Source organism: Alteromonas infernus (assembly GCF_902705815.1).
Map to the genome: position 1 here is coordinate 64,740 of NZ_CACSIG010000063.1, position 18,259 is coordinate 82,998.

At 45.2% G+C, this 18,259-nt stretch carries 10 protein-coding genes; 7 read left to right on the top strand and 3 right to left on the bottom strand.

Annotated elements, in window-relative coordinates:
* The first annotated feature begins 35 nt into the window (after window positions 1-35).
* Together ACX5J7_RS15575 and ACX5J7_RS15580 are read left to right on the top strand one after the other, a co-directional pair.
* Window positions 36-2,126, top strand: coding sequence for an EAL domain-containing protein (locus tag ACX5J7_RS15575; RefSeq protein ID WP_498707462.1), 2,091 nt, complete (start codon window positions 36-38; stop codon window positions 2,124-2,126).
* Between the two features lie 219 nt (window positions 2,127-2,345).
* A complete protein-coding gene (locus ACX5J7_RS15580) occupies window positions 2,346-4,025 on the top strand; it encodes an AMP-binding protein (protein ID WP_012519156.1) in 1,680 nt (559 codons plus the stop codon).
* 191 nt (window positions 4,026-4,216) lie between these two features.
* Here ACX5J7_RS15580 and ACX5J7_RS15585 read toward each other — a convergent pair whose 3' ends face one another.
* Window positions 4,217-4,870 carry a dUTP diphosphatase gene (locus ACX5J7_RS15585; protein ID WP_474115909.1) on the bottom strand — a complete coding sequence of 218 codons (654 nt, stop codon included), beginning with the start codon at window positions 4,868-4,870 and terminating at the stop codon, window positions 4,217-4,219.
* A gap of 662 nt (window positions 4,871-5,532) precedes the next feature.
* Between ACX5J7_RS15585 and recC the strand changes: the two genes are divergently transcribed.
* The 3 genes from recC to recD are packed head-to-tail and all read left to right on the top strand — an operon-like array spanning window position 5,533 to window position 15,364.
* The gene (gene recC / locus ACX5J7_RS15590; protein WP_498707463.1) at window positions 5,533-9,153 is read left to right on the top strand and encodes an exodeoxyribonuclease V subunit gamma; all 3,621 of its coding nucleotides are present in this window, start codon (window positions 5,533-5,535) and stop codon (window positions 9,151-9,153) included.
* Complete coding sequence (recB, locus tag ACX5J7_RS15595) at window positions 9,150-13,160, top strand: exodeoxyribonuclease V subunit beta (protein WP_498707464.1); 4,011 nt, start codon at window positions 9,150-9,152, stop codon at window positions 13,158-13,160. Before recC ends, recB begins: the two co-directional genes overlap by 4 nt.
* An 8-nt stretch (window positions 13,161-13,168) precedes the next feature.
* On the top strand, window positions 13,169-15,364 hold the full coding sequence (gene recD, locus ACX5J7_RS15600; protein ID WP_498707465.1) for an exodeoxyribonuclease V subunit alpha: 2,196 nt from the start codon (window positions 13,169-13,171) through the stop codon (window positions 15,362-15,364).
* 40 nt (window positions 15,365-15,404) lie between these two features.
* On the opposite strand, the gene ACX5J7_RS15605 is transcribed toward recD, so the two are convergent.
* Entirely contained in the window at window positions 15,405-15,812 is a 408-nt protein-coding gene (locus ACX5J7_RS15605) for a hypothetical protein (protein ID WP_278384584.1), read from the bottom strand.
* Between the two features lie 161 nt (window positions 15,813-15,973).
* Here ACX5J7_RS15605 and ACX5J7_RS15610 point away from each other — a divergent pair, with 161 nt between their 5' ends.
* Window positions 15,974-16,291, top strand: a complete 318-nt coding sequence (locus tag ACX5J7_RS15610) for a hypothetical protein (protein ID WP_015067432.1) — start codon at window positions 15,974-15,976, stop codon at window positions 16,289-16,291.
* Between the two features lie 159 nt (window positions 16,292-16,450).
* Here the strand turns inward: ACX5J7_RS15610 and ACX5J7_RS15615 are convergent, their stop codons facing one another.
* Window positions 16,451-17,323, bottom strand: a complete 873-nt coding sequence (locus ACX5J7_RS15615; RefSeq protein WP_012519148.1) for an EamA family transporter — start codon at window positions 17,321-17,323, stop codon at window positions 16,451-16,453.
* Window positions 17,324-17,912: 589 nt separating this feature from the next.
* On the opposite strand from ACX5J7_RS15615, the gene ACX5J7_RS15620 reads away from it, so the two are divergent.
* The gene (locus tag ACX5J7_RS15620; RefSeq protein ID WP_012519147.1) at window positions 17,913-18,215 is read left to right on the top strand and encodes a hypothetical protein; all 303 of its coding nucleotides are present in this window, start codon (window positions 17,913-17,915) and stop codon (window positions 18,213-18,215) included.
* Window positions 18,216-18,259 lie beyond the last annotated feature (44 nt).

Consider the following 18,259-nt stretch of genomic DNA (forward strand, 5'->3'; position numbering starts at 1 on the left):
GGAGTTTACTTGGTAAGCAAACCGCGATTACTGAAGTGGCGGTAGACAATCGAGTATTGAATCAACCCTTAAGGAACTTAAATGGGCACCACTTCGACTTAAACTACGAAGATTATGGTTTAACTATCCACTTTTCTTCGTTGACTATGTCGGGCGTCGGGAAAGTTAAATACTATTACAAGTTATTAAATGGCGACAAAGTGGCGACCGAAGGGGTTACGGAAGACGCGAAAATTACGTTTACCAACATATCGCCCGGCGATTACGTCTTCTCTGTGGTACCCACCCCGGGCAGCTTCGATTTTAACGTGTTACCGGCCGAGATAACTCTTTCTATGCCCTATGCGCCGCTGCGCTCACCGTTGGCTTACACTATTTATGCAACGCTTGTTATTGGCTTATTCGTCGCTTATTTACTCTCCAGACAGCGTCAGTTGTTCAAATTACAAAAGGCGAAACAACAGGTTACGCTATTTAGCGATGCCTTCAGACAAACCCGCGATTGGGTATTAATTTTCGATAAAGAAAAGCGCTTAGTCGCAGCTAACCCTGCTTTCGAACAAGTATTTGGTTTTAACAATAAAGAGCCCTTACCCAAGCAACTCGCTAAGTTGTATATGCGCTATCCGAACTTAAATCGCCAGCTGTCTGGAAAACTTCCTGAGATGCAAGGCGGTGACTTTTGGAAAGACGAGGCGGTTATCGATGGCGCTGACGGTAAACGTTACGATGTACTAATTGATATCACAGCAGTAAGCGGCGAAAGCAATGCAGCCGACCATTACCTAATTGTTATCTCAGATATCACTGAACAAAAAAATGCTGAACGTAAATTACTGAAAATAGCCACCTACGACAGCTTAACCGGGTTGGTTAACCGTACTTTGTTACTCGATAGGCTAGAGCATGCTATTGGGCTTGCTCGTCACAATAAGCATCGCGTAGCCGTGATGTTTGTAGACCTAGACAGGTTTAAAGGCATTAACGACTCGCTAGGTCATGACTACGGCGATAAGCTATTGCGCATCGTTGCCAATCGAATGAGAAATTTGGTGGCCGAGTCGGGTACGGTTGCGCGGTTAGGTGGAGATGAATTTGTCATTGTTATTGAAGAAGTGCTAAATGACGACGATTTAAGCTCTTTTGTAGGGCAAATAATTGAATCGGTTGAAACACCCATCTCGTTAGCAGAAGAAGTACTTCGTGTTTCTTGTAGCATTGGCGTGGCATTTTATCCAGAGGATGCCTCTGAACCTGCTGAATTGATAAAGCAGGCCGACGTTGCCATGTATAGCGCGAAAAAAGATGCCCTTAGCGGCTTTACTTACTTTACCCGTGATATGAACGAACGGGCGAAAACGCGTCTGTTGCTAGAGAATAAGGTAAAACGTGCCTACTCAGATGATTGCTTCTTTAATCACTACCAGCCAATCATTGATGCCCGTACCAACACGACAATAGGCGTAGAGCTACTATTACGTGGAAAGCTAAACGATGAACCGCTCTACCCAGATCAGTTTATTCCTGTTCTCGAAGAGCTTAAGTACATTATAGAAGTGACGCGGCAAGCGATGCGCAGAGCAGCCGAAGACTTATCACAGTGGTACGAGCAAGGGTTTAACGGATACGTCTCCATTAACCTATCTGCATTACACTTTAAAACCGAGTTTGATCTTGGTGGTGTGCTGAGCGTGCTTGAAGAGTTTAAGCTTCCTAAATCGGCCTTCCGATTTGAAATTACGGAAGGAGTACTTATGGACGACAGTGATAATGCGTTAAGGCAGATAAAGCGCTTTGTTAAGGAAGGGTTTATCCTTGCGTTAGATGACTTTGGAACGGGCTATTCATCGTTAAGCTATTTGCAGCGCTATCCGCTATCCGTACTCAAAATAGACAAAAGTTTTGTTAACGAAATGGCGGCGGGAAATGCTAATGAAGCCTTAGTAACCACAACAATCACGCTAGCTAGTAATCTAAATATGAGTTGCGTAGCGGAAGGCGTAGAGACACAAGAGCAGGTAAAAGAGTTAATCGATAAAGCCTGTTTTTTCCACCAAGGTTATTTTTATGCCAAACCCTGCACGGCGAGTGAGGTGGCTCCGCTGCTGTTTAAATCTTGGTCATAAAGGCATTTATGGGCAGGGATTTTAAGCTAATAAGCCCATAAAAATGCAAAAGCCCAATCTATAAGAAAACTAAATTAAGGGGCTCAAGCCCCGTCATTCGTCGCATAGAATGTAAACGCTTGTTTAAAAAGCTTGTTTTTCAATAAAAAATAAGGCTTATTAGAAGTCTGTGAAATCATTGTAAAAATGAGCTACATTATAACAACATATGAGTGACCTATGCCGCTAGACATGACAGCAAACGCAAATACCACGGAAGTAATAACATCGCCATTAAGTATGTTGTACCACTGGGAACAGAACCGTGGGAACGATGTATTCCTTACCCAGCCTATTAAAGGTGAATATCACGATTACACGTGGAAGCAAGTCGCCGAACAAGCCAGAAAGGTAGCGGCCCGCCTGCGTGAATTCAATTTTCCACAAGGTAGCCGAATTGGAATTTTTTCAAAAAACTGCGCCGAATGGTTTATTACCGACCTAGGCATAATGATGGCAGGTCATGTCTCGGTGCCTATTTTCTCTACGGCGGGGCCAGACACTGTTCAATACGTATTAAAGCACGCTGATGTACAGTTACTTTTTGTGGGCAAGCTAGATAATACCGCAGAGCAGGTAGCGTCTATTCCAACTGAATACCTAACGGTGGCGTTTCCTTACCCCAACATTGCTACCAAGCAACAATGGGCTGAGTTTATGGATATTGCGCCTATTAAAGATTCGCCTGTACCAGATATGGACGACATCATGACCATTATCTATACATCAGGTAGTACAGGTCAGCCAAAAGGCGTAGTACACAGCTACAATACTGCTTGTTGGGCTGCTCGCCGTTCGTTGGACCAGCTCGGCATTAATGAAAACGACCGTACAATGAGTTACTTGCCTCTGGCGCATATCACGGAACGAGTGCTTGTAGAGCTTTCCAGCTATTACAGCGGTGGAAAGATTCACTTTGTCGAAGACCTGGCTACATTTCAGCGAGATGTGGGGCATTGTCAGCCAACACTATTTATTTCTGTTCCCCGTTTATGGACGAAGTTCCAAATGGGCGTGCTAGCGAAAATGCCGCAAAAGAAACTCGATACCTTGTTGAAAATTCCAATTCTCAACAAAATTGTAGCGAAAAAAATTCGCAATGGTTTAGGCATAAACAACGCGCGTTTGTGGGCCAGTGGTTCTGCACCGTTAGCGCCTGCCGTAATCGAGTGGTTTGCTAAAATAGGTATTAATATTTCTGAAGGGTGGGGCATGACCGAAAACAGTGCTTATGGCACAGGTAGCGTTCCGTTCCGCCACGATAAAATAGGTTGCATTGGAAAGCCTTATGATGGCGTAGATATCCGAACGTCTGAAGAGGGTGAGATACAGGTTAAGTCGCCATGTAATATGCTGGAATATTACTTAGAGCCGGAAAAAACCGCTGAAGTGTTTACCGAAGATGGATATTTGCGTACTGGCGATAAAGGGGTGATTGACGCTGATGGTTACGTAAAAATCACAGGCCGCTTAAAAGACATCTTCAAAACGGCTAAAGGCAAGTACGTGACGCCAGCGCCAATTGAAGCGAAGTTTATGGAAAACCCTATCGTAGAGCAGGTATGTGTAACAGGTACAAACCTTCCTCAACCTGTGGCTCTGCTAGTGCTTAGCGAAGAGGCGCACAAGAAAGATAAGGCAAGCATTGAATCGAGCCTTAAGAAAACCTTTGATGCCATAAATGCTAAGTTGGAAAGCCATCAAGTGATGGATCGTGTTGTGGTCATGAAAAAAGAGTGGAGTATTGAAAACGACTTACTTACACCCACGTTGAAAGTGAAACGACACGTTTTAGAAGAGCGTTTCGAAGGTATTATTCAAGGCGATTACTCCGAAAAACTTGTGTGGGTAAACGCGTAGAGACCCGCGCTATTTAGCTAAGTTCATAGTAAAAAGCTCTGCAACTTGCAGAGCTTTTTTACATATAAGGGACTGTGTTTTGAAATCATACCCCTTTAAGCTGGTGGCGTTCGGTGCTTTCGCCGCTTGTAGGCGGGTGATAGTAGGCAGGGGCGCTTTCTAACACCGCGTGATTTCGTGAAAAGCCTACCTTATGAAGGGTAGCGATTGCGCAGACCTTCATAAACTAAGTCGCTAAATTCAGGCTTAGTTAAATCAAGGGCATCCATTACTTCAACTAAGTGCTCGTTATCTTCGCGGCCTTCCCATACTTTAACGTAGGTACCTTCTTTATAGCCGTTGTCTTGGCGAAAGAAGTTCAGTACGTTTTTACCCACATATTGTCGGTAGAGCTCGTCTGCGCTCATTTCACATTGGTTCACAATAAACATAAACAACGGCACGCTAAAGCGTTTTGCTGCACATAAGCCAGTCATCAACTCTAGGTTGCCCAGCAGTGACTGGTTTGCTGCGTCGTAATCTTTTCCGTCAAACGTTACTAATGTATCGCCACTTGCTAGCTCAGCAGCAATGCTTTTAGCTGACGCTTCAATGTCACCGTTATATTCAATGATGCAAGCGCTTAGGGCAAAGTGCCATATATCAACTAATTCCATTTGCAGTTGCGGTAAGTCTTTTTGCTGCGCCTTCCACCATTTCCAACCGTGGTGCTCAATAGCTTCAACCGACTCAACCATGGCGGCACGCAAGTATCCATAGCCCGCATTCAGCCAATCGGGGTTTACTTTGGCGTTCATTTTGTCTTGAAGAGAAAGCATAGTGGCGAGTTGTTGGGCGGTTAACATTATTGCTCCTGACCGTGAAGTGGCACGCGAAATTGCAGTGATTCTTGTAAAGGCCAAATTGTACTTGAATGACGCTTACTGAGAAACTGATAAATTTTAGTCGGTAATGGCTTAGCATTTTCTTTACGGACTGCTTGCTCTTGGTGCACCTGCACCACGGTGCAACTGTGACCTATTGGTCATGTTTTTTTGATTCTTCTAAGTTATTGAATTATATAAGGTAAAAAACTGGCACTCTATCTGCAAAACAATCATTGTTAACAGTGCTGCGCAGTAGCGCTAACGTGAATGAGTGCCAGGCAACGCTTATTCACGTTGTTACTGAGTAGACCGTAAACCTTACCCATACAGATTTTTCGTGTCCTGAGGTCTGTATGGGTTTTTTTAACAACGGTCTCGATTTTCTATCGTTGCTTTCCTTCGTAAAACCCCACTCGTTTCGTTCTGCAGTATTTTTCATTTTTACGCTTTCAAAAAGCATTGTATTTGGTTTAAGAGTACACGATTTACCCGGTCCAGACGGCATAAGCAATTTACTTAGCTAAATTGGAAAGAAATCACTTAACTACTTCGCTGATTGCGCTACACTAATTTGAATATCTAAGATGAATGTTCGCTATCTATACATTATCTAAGGGCTCGTTCTACAAAGGATTTTTCGATTGCTTGCGCTATATCCCTCTAACAAATTAGAACACTTAAGTTTTCTTCTTACTACGCTTTTACGTCAACAGCCTTTAGACGTATTTACCCCAGAAACGATCTTGGTTGAAAGCCCAGGTATGCAACATTGGGTAAGCATGCAGATGGCTAACAAACAAGGCGTAGCCATGAACATCGACTTCCCACTGCCCGTGCGTTTTATGTGGAATACAGCACGTACTGTATTGGGGGCTGACAAGGTACCGAAACAATCGCCTTACCGCCGCGAAGTACTCACGTGGCGTATAGATAATGTTCTTCAAGATAATGCGCTAATGGATAGCGATGCATTCGAGCAGGTTAACAAATACTGGCAAAGTGCAGGTAGTGAACAAGAGCAGGGGCTTCAGCGCCTTCAGCTTGCTACGGCACTGGCCGACGTATATGAACAATACTTGCTGTACCGCCCAGATTGGTTGTTTAAATGGGAAAAGAACGAGCGAGCCGTATTCGACGATATGGAAGTGTGGCAAAGTGAAATTTGGCGAATTTTAGCGAAAGACCAGCCTTTGCATCCCGCACGCTTACATCAAATGACGCTGGAAGCGCTAGAAGCGGGTAACGTACCTGCTAATTTGCCCAAGCGCGTTATTGTTTTTGCTATAAACACCATGGCGCCCCAACTCATTGCGTTTTTCGATGCCCTTGCCCAGCACATCGATATACATATCTTTCACCTCAACCCCAGTGTTAACTATTGGGGTGAAGCAAAAAGTAGTAATGAGCAAGCCAAGCTGCTTCGTTTAGAAGGGCTTAAAAAGTGGATGGAAGAAGACCAATCTAACCCACTGCTTGGCAACTTAGGAAAGCAGGGCCGAGAACTGTTTAACTTACTCACCGAGCTGGATACGTTTGAAATAAGTGCATTCGACTCGCCAGATTTCGAAAGTGCAGGTGAGGGAGAGGATGAACACGGACAGTGTCATTCCAGAGGCCTGCTCGACTACATTCACAATGATATCCTTCAGGCTGCTCACCCCCAGCCACTGACTCACCAATTAAAGAACAAAGACGACAGTGTCACCGTAATGTGCACCCATTCTGCACTGCGCGAAGTTCAAGTGTTACATGACCACTTGCTGCACTGGTTGTCTCAAGACAAAACCCGCACACCCTCTGACATATTGGTGATGTGCCCGGCGATTGAGAATTACGCGCCGTTTGTTGATGCAGTATTTCACCGTGTGGGTACCAAATCTTTAGGTGGTACTGGCCAGGTACGTCTTCCTTGTACTATTGCTGACAGAAGCCCCATGGATGCAGAGCCCCTTATTGCAGCATTCATGGCCTTGCTACAGTTACCGGATAGCCGCTTTGGTGTATCGGATATTTTGGATTACTTACAGCTCGACTCGGTTCAAAAGCGCTTTTCCGTGTCTCAAGATGATATAGAGCAAATGGTCGTTTGGTTAAAGCAGGCACACATTCATTGGGGCCTTAATAGCGCTCATAAAACTGCGGTGTCAGAAGGCGTAAATTTAGACGACACCTATAGCTGGTGGTGGGGCATTCGCCGTTTACTTATGGGCATGCTTGCGCCAGATAGCGAAATGATAGTGAGTGATCTACTTACCATTCCCGATGTGGAAGGGCAAAGCGCGTTAACGTTAGGTAAGCTCATAGAAGTGGTGGCGTTACTGGGGGAATTTGCTCAAGAGTTAACCCAACCCCGAACGCCAGAACAGTGGTCTAAAGCATTGATTGCGCTTCGTGACGCCTGCTTTATGCCTACAAAAGATCAGCAGCAAAGCTGGGATCTCATCGCCAAAGTCGCCGCAGACCTTGCCGCCCGGTGTGAAGAAGCTAACTATGAGCACGAATTAACCTTGCGACAGGTTCGAGATCTTTTGCTCAATCGATTTTCATCTCCAGATGCCGGAAACCACTTTATGACCGGTCAGGTTACCGTATGCTCTATGCTTCCAATGCGAAGTATACCGTTTAAAAAAGTGTGTATTTTAGGCCTGAATGACAGTGAGTTTCCTCGCAAATCAAGCCCGTTAGGGCTCGATTTAATGGCAAGTGCTGGTCGCAGGGTTGGCGATCGCTCTAGACGATTGGAAGACAGGTACTTATTCCTAGAAGCTATTATCTCAACCCGGGAGAGCCTGTATTTAAGCTATCAAGGTAACGATGTAACGAATAACAGCGAACGACAGCCCAGTCTCGTTTTGGCTGAGTTCATGGATATGCTTGAAAATAACTATGCATTGTCACTAGAGAAATACGCGGTTCATGCGCCGTTACATCCCTTCAGTGAAGCGGTTTTTGCTGGGGCGTTGCCCAGTTATGAAACGGGGTGGCTTCGCCTAGCCGATGCGCTTCAGCACAACAAATTAGGTGCTAACGCGGCTGATACGAATGAAAACGCTGATGTTGTTGATACCTCCCTTGATACGGCGACAGCTGATATTAGCCAGTCGCCCCATGCACTTGCAACACAAGCGCTACGTTTGTCGAATATGCAAATCGCCAGAGCATTTAAAGATCCGCTTGAGCATTTTTCCATACAAAGGCTTGGCGTGAATTTATCGCAATCATTTACCCTGCTTGAGAACAGCGAACCTTTCGAAACCAATGCATTGCTGCGTTATCAGGTGCTCGACGCTATATTTTCCTCGCCTGAGCGCAATAATTCGTCAGAACTTGATGCCAGTGAACTTACATACAGCGAGCAAGTAATTACATTTGCTTCGCTTAGAGGGGATATTCCCAATAACCCAGTGGCAATGGATGAAGTTGAAATGTGGAAAGAGGGGGCGCTAGCGCTAAGTCAAGCTATGGGCCCTCACGATGCCGAGCACAAAAAAGCACAGTTTCAAGGTAAGTATATTACCTTCACGACTTCGGCACTAGAAGGCAGCGACGCATTAGTCGAGCTTTGCGCCGGGAAAGTTGACGCTCATCGGGCGCTAGGCTTTTTCATCTCACAATTGATATTTTCAAGTAGCGATGAAACAACTAGTTACACCCATTACCCATTAGAAATTTACGCCTGCTCGTGGGAAAAAGGCGAAACTATTCTGAAAAAACAGAAATTTCCTGCAGTTGAGCGCGAGACCGCCGTTCAGTTACTCCTGTTTATAGAGCAGCTTTACATGGCTATTTACACCGCGCCAACCCCCGTGCATTTAAGTTTGTTTGGTAGCATTATACCTGGTAAGAGAAATTCAGAATGTAAACCAGTTGTCGACAGTATAAAACCTGAAATGTTTGGACACCTACTTAGGGCGCTATTGAGTGCTGACAATTCCTGTGAAACCGACAAAGCGGTTATTTATCAAGTAAAGCAGGCTATTGATGAAGTCTGCCCCATTGCAGATAACAACACTGTCGATGAAGCAAGCGAAAAAGCACAGCAAATCATGACTCAAGCGGCTGGGCTTTTCGACACGATAGAATTACAACGGGCGCTAACCGATTGGCAGCAAAGTAGTGGGCAGTATAGCGCTGACATGGCTAATAACCCTTATCTTAACTGGCTATTTCCTCAAGGTATCAATTGGAGTGATGTGCCGCATTTAAGTGCCTTTTTACTACTCGCCATGGTAAACAACGCGTCTCAAGAGGAGAAGTTATGAGCAATATTACCCCATCCTCTGCAAGCGATATGGCAACCCAAACCCAGCTTGAAACCAATAAAAAGGCCAACAATGACGCGCAACTGCTTGATGTGGTAGCAATGCCATTAAAAGGGCGGCATCTAATAGAAGCCAGCGCAGGGACGGGTAAAACCTTTAACATTACCCGGTTATATTTGCGCTTACTGTTAGAAAAAAAGCTGACGGTAAAAGAAATATTGGTAATGACGTTCACCAAAGCTGCCACCGAAGAAATAAAAGGGCGTATTGCCAAAACCTTAAGAGAGGCGTTTCTGATTTGGCAGCAAGCCAAAGAGAATGACAATCAAATTGACAGCAACTGCGACCCTGTTTATCAGCATTTGTTTACTCGCTGTAATACCGACGAAAGCCTGGCTTTGCTAAAAGCTGCACAGTTAGAACTTGATGAAGCGTCGGTTTTCACTATTCACGGCTTCTGCCAGCACGTCATTACCCAATTGGCGTTTAACAGTGGTTTTGCCATGTCGTTAAACTTAGGTAATGACACTAGCGATTTGTACCTTCAGGCGGCAGAAGACTACATTCGAAAGGTGAGCAAGAACGAAGACGATTTTAGGCTGTTGGCAGAGTCAGGGTGGCATACACCTGAAAGGCTGTTACTGGAGTTTAATGCCAGCATTAAAAGTACTCTGACCCCATTAATGCTTAGCGAGCAGGATATTGAGCTTGCCTATCAAAGGCAGCTAGATGAATCGCCGCATACTTCTGTAGCCTACGTAAAAACGCTATCGCAAAGCGTAGAAGATAATGAGGGGTTGTTAGTTGAGCAGCTTATTAAAACACCTGCTCATAAGAAAGAAAGGCCGCAGGAATTGGCCGCATTAAAGAGCTGGTTACGTTCATGCGCAGATAGCGGGCAATATTACTTACCCCCGCCTGAAGCAGAGGCATTTGTTAAAGGCACTCGCTACGCGAGAAATTCTTCAGGGGTAAAAGAAATACTAACGCCGATTAAAGAATTTGCTGCTGCATTGAAAAAAGTATTCGGCGAAAAGGATAAGGCACTGGCTAAAGTACCCGTGTTTAAGCTGGTTGTAGAAGCCATTGCGTTCATTAAAGGGCGCGTTGATAAACAGAAAAAGCAACTTGGTGTTATCGATTTTGACGATCTTATTCGCATGTTAGCCGATGAGGTGGTTAAGCCTAACAATACGCTTGTCCCTGAACTTCGTAAAAAATTTCCTGTGGCGCTTATTGATGAGTTCCAAGATACCGATGCCAAGCAATACGCTATTTTGGACGCGGTTTATCCCAATGCATCGAGCAATTCGGCCTCACAAACAGAAACAGATCTTTCAAACGATAACGAGGAGAGCGCGTCGGCAAGAGTCAGTGCGTTATTAATGATTGGCGACCCTAAACAGGCGATATATCGCTTTCGCGGAGGGGATATCTTCACCTACTTGAAAGCGGGCAGACAAGCAGACTATCGCTGGGTAATGAACACCAACTGGCGCTCGGTAGAGGGGATGGTAAAAGCCTATAACCGGTTATTTTATGGTGCACCTGTGGCATCAAATACCCCAACTGATGTGTTTGGCTTTGATATCAAATACAACCCCGTTGAATTTACGCCCAAAGCGGCAGCGGCTAAAACCCCATTGAGAGACCCTGCAGCGCAGCGTAGCGCGATGAATTACGTGAGCCTGTGCTTGGAAGAGAAAGAAAATACCAACATTATGCGTCGTAAAATGGCGCAGTGGATTGCGCAAGAGATTTATCGCCTGCTAAACGAGGCTCAATTTCAATTGGACAACGGCGAAACAAAACCGGTAAAGCCGCAAGATATCGCTATCTTGGTAAAAGACAGGACCGAAGCCGGCGCTATCAAAAACGTTCTACAGCAAAAAGGGTTAGCCTGCGTTTATTTAAGTGATCGCAGCAACTTGTTTGCCAGTGCCGAAGCGAAAGATGTCCTCAGGCTTCTTAACGGTATATGGCATGCGAACGATACAAGCAACGTTTCCTCTAGCTTAGCATCTCCGCTTTGGGGCTATAGCCCGCAGACCCTCATTGAACTGCTTTACCACGAAGATGATACTATGTGGGATAAAGCGATGGACAAAGTATTGTCTTTACGCGACATGTGGCTTCAAAAAGGCTGTATGAGCGTACTTCTGCACCTAATGCAAGACAGCTACGTCCCCCATGCTGATAACGTGGAGCGCGCGCTTACAAACTATCAGCATCTTGCCGAAGTGCTGGAAAAAGCCAGTACCACGCACCAGCGACCTGAACAGCTACTCGACTGGTTAAATAAACAAATTCACAAGCCAGAAAGTGATGAAGAACTTACGTTACGCCTTGAAAGTGACAGCCAGCTAATTCGTTTAATCACCCAGCACGGTTCAAAGGGCCTTGAATACCCCATCGTGTTTGTTCCTTACGCAACCGGCTATAAGGATGCGTCGAAAAATGGTAAATCTACGTCACAAATATTTACCTTTTACGATGAAGACAAGCAAGATTTGCAAATGCAGTTAGGACAGACCGCTCAAGCTATAGCTCGTGTTCAACGCGAAAGCGAAGCAGAAGACATGCGCCTTGCTTATGTTGCGGTGACGCGTGCGGCACACCGTTGTTACATGGGGGTTATTCCACTGGCTAATAACGAAAAAAGCGCGCTGGCCCGCGCCTTGGGCGTGAGTGGCGATGAGAGTACGAACAGAGACTGGCCGAGTGTATTACGCCGTGTCGCCGAGGAGGATGAGTCTCATGCTAGCTATATTGACGGCGATGAATTTGAAGAAATCTATTCAGGTTTTGAACAAGGTGACGCGATACCTCAACTCACAGCACTACAATTTACGGGTACTGCAAGCGAAGAATGGCGGCTCTATTCATTTTCAGCCATGAGCCGTTTAACTACCGTAGGCTCGGTGAAAAGTACAGATACTGTTGAGGGCGCGGGTCAAAGCCTTCCAAGCGTACCTGTACTTCAAACCGTACGCGATGAAGAAGTGTACGCGCTCGATACGCTTTCCACTGACGGAGAGATACTTGGTGCTATAGATGTAGACTCTCACACCCCGTTGACACAAACGAGCGCAGTAACGAAAAATGACTTGCGCTTTACGCTAGAAAAGGGCGCAAGTGCAGGTAACTTACTTCACGATATCTTAGAACACAGTGATTTTAGTGCGCCGGTGTGGGAAGAAAGTGGCAAAGAGTTAGTGAATCGCTTTGGGTTAGAGGAAAAGCGTACGCCTTTTCTTTACGAGTGGCTTGAAGAAGTTTTACAAACGCCTTTGTACCCCAATATGCAATTGTGTATGAGTGACTTGACGTTAGAGCAAACTCTGCGCGAGGCTGAGTTTTATTTTCCAATGAACGATACCCAGTGGAGACAGCTTCGAGATGTGCTTAATACCCATCGGCAAACCGTGGCGGAAACCTTGGGCGATGAGGCTGAACCGGCTCCCCAGCTCATTACGGCTAAACTTAAAGGTATGATGCATGGATTTATCGATTTAATTTTTGAACATGACGGTCAGTTCTTTGTAGCCGATTACAAGTCAACTTGGTTGGGTGATACCCTTGAAAGCTACATGCCTTCAGGTCTGTTTCACAATAATCAGCACCACCTTTATGATCTTCAGTATTTAATTTACTGTTTAGCGTTACACCGCTATTTAAGCAATACGCTGCCTGATTATGACCCCGATATCCATTTTGGCGGCGTTTATTACCTTTATTTACGTGGTATGCACCCAGAGAACGAGCAAGGTGAAGGGGTGTTTTATACCCATATTCCATCCAGTTTACTTCATCAATTGGACGCTATTTTCGCAAGTAAAGGCACTACTCACACCCCTCCAGACCCGCTAGATAATGGGGATGAAAACGAAGCACCGTTAAGTGAACGAGATTCGGCTGACCCACTTCAAAAAGGTACGAATGCTAATTCTTCAAGTGAAAGCCAAAAGCCTTCGGGTCAGCAGCAATTTAGTTTCGACGACGAATAGGAGAAGCAATGAATAACAACCAACATTCAGTGTCGTCGTTTTTCGATAACTTATTTGGCATTGAAGCCATCGACAAATTCGTGGCAAAAGAATTTGGCTTTATAGAGCAACTGTCTCAAGAGGACGCGTTTATATGGGCGGGAATATTGGGATACCTGTCGTATATGCAGCGAAATGGACATAGCTGTATCTATTTGAAAGACGTGGCGGGAACCACGCTTTTTAAAGACGCGGTTGCCTTAGAAAATAATGCGTCAGCGCCTTCAGAAAAAAGCAGTGCCAGTGAGCAACATATGGCTCTCACTCAAGTCATGGAGCCTAAGGTACAGCAAAATAAAGAGGAAAAAGCGCCTAAAACAGGCTTTGAGGTACCAGAGTTAACGCCTTTGCTTAAAATAGTGAAAAGCGCCCTTGGCAACGAGCAATTAGCCAAGCTTTTCGTATACGACAATGGCAGACTTTATAGCCGCCGGTACTATGAATTTGAACAAGAAGTGGCGAGAAGCGTAGTAGAACGCGCAGTACTTCACCCTTTACATGATGATGTAGCCGACAACGTAAAAGCCCTGTGGCCTGCTATATTTCCTACCACCACTACAGATCAACAAGACTGGCAGCAAATAGCGGTAGCCAAAAGTTTGATACAGCGATTTTGCGTAATAAACGGCGGGCCGGGTACAGGTAAAACCTACACCGTGCTGCGTTTATTACTTGCGCTACAGGCCTGCGATGAAGAGCTAAAAATTGTACTGGCAGCCCCTACGGGCAAAGCGCAGCAGCGTATGACTGAGTCTATCATGAATAGCGTAGAAGGGCTTCGCGGTAAGGTAAGCGACACCGCGCTTGATAGTGTGCCTACAGAGGCCGTTACCCTGCATAGGCTGTTAGGACTCAGAGAACATGGCGTTGCGACAAAGTACAATCAACACAACAAACTATCAGCCGACGTACTTATTGTTGATGAAGCCAGTATGGTTGATTTAGCCCTAATGACGCGCATAGTTCGGGCGTTACCTGACCACGCGCGGTTATATTTCATTGGTGATGCTGATCAGCTTCCAGCGGTTGAGCTAGGCAATGTGCTTGAACAGTTAGTTAGCGATGAAACTGCGCTTGATTTTTCTCACGAAAACCCATTAGCCGGTGGTGAAAACAGTAGTAATGAGCGTACACTTGGCGGTGTACCTTCTTCAATGCGACAGCATATTGCCACGCTTTGCCCGCATCTGCCTTTGTTACCTGTAAATGAACAGGCAAAAAGCTACGTGGCAACGTTGCAAGCGCCGCAACGCTTCAAAGGGCAGGTGGCTCGGGTGGCAACGGCAATTCAGCGCGGCGATGCGAACGGTGCGCTTGCTGCTATTGCACAAAAGAATAGTGGCAGTAAGCAAGGCGATAATGCTTCACAGTCGAAAAACGCTGGTGAAAAAAGCATCAATACTAATAGCCGCTCACGTTTACAGCCTGGTGTTCACTTATGGCCAGAAAGTCAACTTGGTGGTCGTGAGCTACAGCAGCTAGCGAAAGAGAGCTTCTTACCTATATTTGAAGCTCAAAGTGCAGAAGAGGCGCTCAACCGCCTTAACTACGTTAGGTGGTTAACCCCTATACGCAAAGGCGCCATGGGGGTGGAAGGTTTGAATAACTTGGTGTTCGATGCCATTAAACACAAGATCAGGCGGCGTGAGGGGCACTTCTATCAAGGTCAGCCTATTATGATTGTAAAAAATCATCATCCACAGCGTTTGTCCAACGGCGAGGTAGGCGTCATTTGGCCGGACAGCACGGGCAAATTGTATGCGTGGTTCTACCAGGATACGTATGTCGAAGGTCAACAAACAGGCAAGAGCTTGAGCGATAGCTCAAATAACAGTAGCGCGCAAAATTTAGGGCAACAGAAGCAAGCGCTACGCAGCATATCGCTATCAAGAGTACCGCAATTTGAAACCGTGTATGCCATGACTATTCACAAGTCTCAGGGCTCTGAGTTTAATCACGTTGTGCTTATTTTGCCCAAACCCGAAAGCGAAAAAGCCGCTAGCCTGTTTCACCGGGGGTTAGTCTATACAGGGTTAACGCGGGCAAAAGACGGGTGCTTAATTATTTCCGATAGCAATACATTCAGCGGCATGGTGGCAACGGTTGATAAACGATATTCAGGCTTATCTAGCGCAATAAGCCGATGCGCTGAAAAAGTACTCTGACCCCCCAACTCGGGCGAGGGCAGAGTGCTTTTCTTGATGATTATTCTACTGGCGTGAATAGACAAAGGCCGCGCTTGTTGATATCGATAGGCGTTTTGCTTATTAAATAAATACGAGTTGGTGATGTAACCCGCAGTATACCGCCTTCTGCTTTTAAAAACTGAGATGGTAGCAGCACGGGTGCTTCGCCGCTTTCGGAATTAGATGTCTCAACTTTTACGTCAAAGTATGACAAGCCGCCATGATCTAGCCAGCCCAATATATTGTCTGGTGTGGCCACAAAGTTATCGTGCTTCAGAACATTGCTGTGAAGCGTAATATTGGCACCGAAAACGGGTTTAGTTTCAATCGCCATTTGCGTGTTAGGCTTTAAATACAATCGGTATAGCCCGTGTGCTTCGGGCACAATGTCGTCGTTTGCATCTGTATTATTCACTAACGTAAGCATACAAGGTTTCGCATGGTAGTACTGATGGTTTATTGTGGCGGACATAAGGCAATGTTGCGTTGATGTGGATCAAGCAGAGTTGAATGCTGTATTGGGCGGGCGAAAATAGCATGAACCCGCCTTGGAAAGTGGAAATAAAGAGATAAATACTGAGAGTAATAGTGACAGAATCCCAAATTAGCGTGCATTTTCGCTTAACAAAATTAGATGCCATGCAGGCGTATACGCTAAAAAGAGAAATTGAAGGAGCATACTTTGTCAAACACGAAGGTTCTGACATTTTTGTTGGTATGGTGCCTTTGAAAGAAACCTTGTTTGATGAGTTAAATGACTACCTTATTCGCCAACAAATTCATTATGACGCCTGCGATATTCATGTAAAAGCGAAGCGCGCTGACGGTGAGATAACAGTACCAAAAGTAGTCAATAAACTGCTTAAGTATATCGACTGTAAGTTAACTTACGCGTTTTCTGCATAGCACCAACACTATTTACGCGCGCTATCTAGTGTAAACCGCCAAGGCAATTGGGCATAACTATTCCCTGTGCGTTTAATATTGCTACCGATATAGATGTTTAACGAAAACGATAGGAATTGAGTTCATAGGGCAGGGCAAAAGCACAGCAGGCTTTTTGCGCTAAGCGAGGGTTTCGACCTGCTTTTGTCTTTGCGTTATAGAACTTCCAGCGGTAGCTATGACCACCAAAGCCACTGCAAACCATTGAGAAAGCGTAAGGCTTTCATCAATAATGATAAACGCTGCTATAGCTGCAACAGCAGGCTCTACGCTCATCATGATACTGAACGTTTGCTTTGGCATATTGCGCATGGCGCTCATTTCTAATGTGTAGGGTATAGCAGATGAAAATATGCCTACGGCACAGCCAATCAACACCGCTTCAGGGGCAAGCAAAGCACTCCCTTGAGTGATTACACCCACAGGTACTACACACATAGCGGCTACCAACATGCCTAAGGTTACCGTAATTCCGCCTGACCCTTCGTTGCCTGTTTTATTGCCAAATACAATGTAGCCTGCCCAAAAAGCGCCTGCCGTAAGCGCCAAAAGCACGCCGAGTGGGTCCAAGCTTTCAGCAGAAGCCCCGCCAATATCAGGAAGTAATAAGCAAACGCCAGCTACGGCTAACAGCGCCCAAGCGAAGTCTCGCTTCTTTCTGGCGCTGAAAAACGCAACAGCCAGGGGGCCTGTGAACTCAAGCGCCACGCCTATACCTAACGGAATTCGCTCAATGGCAAGGTAGAAGATGATATTCATTGCCCCTAAGCAAGCGCCGTAAAAAAAGACGTTTCGCCAACCTTTTGCGCTTAAGCGTGCTCGCCAAGGCCTAAAAATAACAGTCAAAATCAATGCTGCGAAAAAAGCACGTAAAGCACTGGTACCTTCTGGCCCTACAACAGGGAAAAGTTGTTTAGCAAACGATGCACCCGATTGAATGGTTACCATTGCCAAAAGCACGGCAACGATGGCAAGTAAAAAACGTTGATTCACAATGTATTACAGCTTGAAAGAGATAAAGCTGAATTATATTTGTTCTGAAAGTGAAATGCTCGTTGATAAGAGAAAATATTGAAAATTAACGTTAACAACGAGTGCCTACTGACACTAGTTGACTATGTACTCGTATCATTATTTCACATCACTACAATTTGAAATGGGCCATTAGGCTTCGTAGCGTTGGATCGAACCGATCGGGAACCCGTTCAATAGTCATGTGATATTCTGCCACATTCCGAAACATTCCGCCTAAAAGCAGAGCAATAAGCACTTGGTTGGTGACCGTGTCTATGGGGTGTATTTTAACTATGAAAGGGCATCCGCGGTAGATTTCGAACACTATGATAACGGTAATCACATTGATGTATACATAGGAATAAAATAACGCTTTTCAGCAAATTTGCATTAATCTGCATAAACGTAAATTTGAAAACTAGTTGCTATTGCTCGCATGCTCTATACTAAAATGTAGATTATGGCGTGAAGTCGTCGATATCCATTTAATTTCAATGATTTTAAATACACGAGGTTTGTGTGTAAGTACTAAATAATCAGTTGATGTTTCCTCTTTTAAGGAAAGCAATTGCATACGCTTACTCAATTACATATAGACATCGCTCGAAACGCCACGGACGATTTTAATTTATTTCACGATCCTATGCGTTGGCAGCGCATATCATGTAACCCGTTTCGAGGCACCATCGCGCTGGGGTTTCAACTTGGTCTTTATGTAGAAGCCCAGATAAATCAAAGTGCATCTGCCATTGAGCAAAGACAATATTCAGTTTATGAGTTTACTTTCGTTAACCCGGCGAAAGTGGGGGACGAACTCAATCTAGTAGTAAAGCTTATGCCTTTATCAGATATGCTCGATAAAAACAGTTAACCCGGTCGAATTGTTCGGCCAGTTTTCGCTTTATTCAAACAAAA

Bases quoted from the DNA above. Each gene is read 5' to 3' on its own strand.
- ACX5J7_RS15580 (WP_012519156.1), top strand. From the start codon at position 2,346: ATGCCGCTAGACATGACAGCAAACGCAAATACCACGGAAGTAATAACA.
- ACX5J7_RS15585 (WP_474115909.1), bottom strand. From the start codon at position 4,870: ATGTTAACCGCCCAACAACTCGCCACTATGCTTTCTCTTCAAGACAAA.
- recB (WP_498707464.1), top strand. From the start codon at position 9,150: ATGAGCAATATTACCCCATCCTCTGCAAGCGATATGGCAACCCAAACC.
- recD (WP_498707465.1), top strand. From the start codon at position 13,169: ATGAATAACAACCAACATTCAGTGTCGTCGTTTTTCGATAACTTATTT.
- ACX5J7_RS15605 (WP_278384584.1), bottom strand. From the start codon at position 15,812: ATGCTTACGTTAGTGAATAATACAGATGCAAACGACGACATTGTGCCC.